This is a genomic window from uncultured Thiothrix sp. (genome assembly GCF_937873765.1).
GTDB lineage: Bacteria > Pseudomonadota > Gammaproteobacteria > Thiotrichales > Thiotrichaceae > Thiolinea.
This window is the reverse complement of sequence record NZ_CALMZC010000024.1, coordinates 1-1474: the sequence shown is the minus strand read 5'-3', so window position 1 is coordinate 1474 and position 1474 is coordinate 1. Positions and strand designations below refer to the sequence as shown.

The window sequence follows — 1474 nt, the reverse complement described above, 5'->3', positions numbered from 1 at the left end:
CAGGTGGCGAGGTTCTGGAATAGTCCGATTCGTGCTTTTGGGCAAAAACACCCAATAAAGACTAGTGTATCCGCCATTGGCGTAGTAAGCAACTTGGAGGCCATTATCAAATTTCCTAAAAAGGAGAGATGTTCAAAACTCTGGGTTGATGTTAAGTCTCAGATTCTTCTTCAAAAAAAATGTATTGTTTTTGAAAAATGATAAAAGCGGTAGGTTTTGTAACACTGTGATCTGCATAAACTCTTAAAACAGATAATTCAGGTGCATCATCATCGGAGTCCCAAATTTCTTTCCATATAGGAAATAGCTCATCTCTGAACAAGGCTTTAGTGATTTTGCCACCATCACGATTAAACCAGTCAATAACTTCCCACATCTCAATACGAGTAGATCCTGTATGATAGATTTGAGCAAGTCTCTGTTTTAATATGTTTTTTTTGTAAGGAATCATTTTTATAACCTTATTTTATAAAATATGTTCTAATATACAATATTAAGTTATAATTTTACAATATCTACCCTTGCTGCTTACTCAAAATTTATGACCCAAATACCCGAATGGCTAGCTAAAAAAGCTCAGGAAGCGGAACAAAAGACCAAAGCCAAGGCAGCCTCCAAGCCTAAAGCCGAAGTCATCCAGCTTCCAATCTGGACAGAGATAGAACGAGCCATACCCAACCATTTAGCCCGTTCTAGCCTCTTTGCACCTATTGCACGGGGTCGACGTAAATACCATGACCGTCAGCTTTTGGTGAGTCGTTCTGATGTCAGAATTTTTCATACAGGCAAGCAATTGGATGAAGCCGATTGTGATGTTGCCATGCAGTTGTTCCACCTTGCACGGCAATATCCTTTAGGTGATGACATTCCAGTCAATCGCTCAGAACTACTAAGAGCCATTCATAGGCATACAGGTAAAAGTGATTACCAATGGCTCAGCGAGAGTATTCACCGCTTACACAATAGCTCCATCGAAATTGAGACCTTAAAACCCAATGGTCGAGGTTATCACCTCGTCGCCTTGCACCTCATTGATAGTTTTAGTCGTGATAGTGAAGAAGATACTTACTACCTACGCATTGATCAGCGTTGGATTCAGCTCTTTAGTAATGCAGAGTTTGCTTTAGTGGACTGGGATAAGCGTTTTCAAATCGAAAATCGTATTGATCTAGCCAAACGATTACAGCGATTAGTGGCGACCAGCTCCGATAAAATACAACGCTATTCTTTGGAGTACTTAAAGGAGGTGTGTTGCCATGATGGGCGTATGCGAGATTTTAAAGCCTCTCTTCAAGAAGCAATGGAGGAGTTAGAGCGACTTAATATCATTCAAAACCCGAAAATTGAGCTAAGTACCCAAGGCAAAGAGCAAGCCTATTGGAATCGTTTTAAATAAGGTTTGTTATCGGTGTAGCATTCCGCTTGCATCGGGATAGCGTCGCGCTTGCATCGGGATAGCGTCGCGCTTGCATCG

The 1474-nt window shown here is 41.0% G+C and carries 2 protein-coding genes; one reads left to right on the top strand and one right to left on the bottom strand.

The window, feature by feature from the left end; translation table 11 throughout:
* Positions 1-151: 151 nt before the first annotated feature.
* Positions 152-451 carry a hypothetical protein gene (locus Q0307_RS07930; protein ID WP_298659124.1) on the bottom strand — a complete coding sequence of 100 codons (300 nt, stop codon included), beginning with the start codon at positions 449-451 and terminating at the stop codon, positions 152-154.
* Between the two features lie 90 nt (positions 452-541).
* Here Q0307_RS07930 and trfA point away from each other — a divergent pair, with 90 nt between their 5' ends.
* Positions 542-1396, top strand: a complete 855-nt coding sequence (gene trfA, locus Q0307_RS07925; RefSeq protein ID WP_298659121.1) for a plasmid replication initiator TrfA — start codon at positions 542-544, stop codon at positions 1394-1396.
* The last annotated feature ends 78 nt before the right edge of the window (positions 1397-1474 follow it).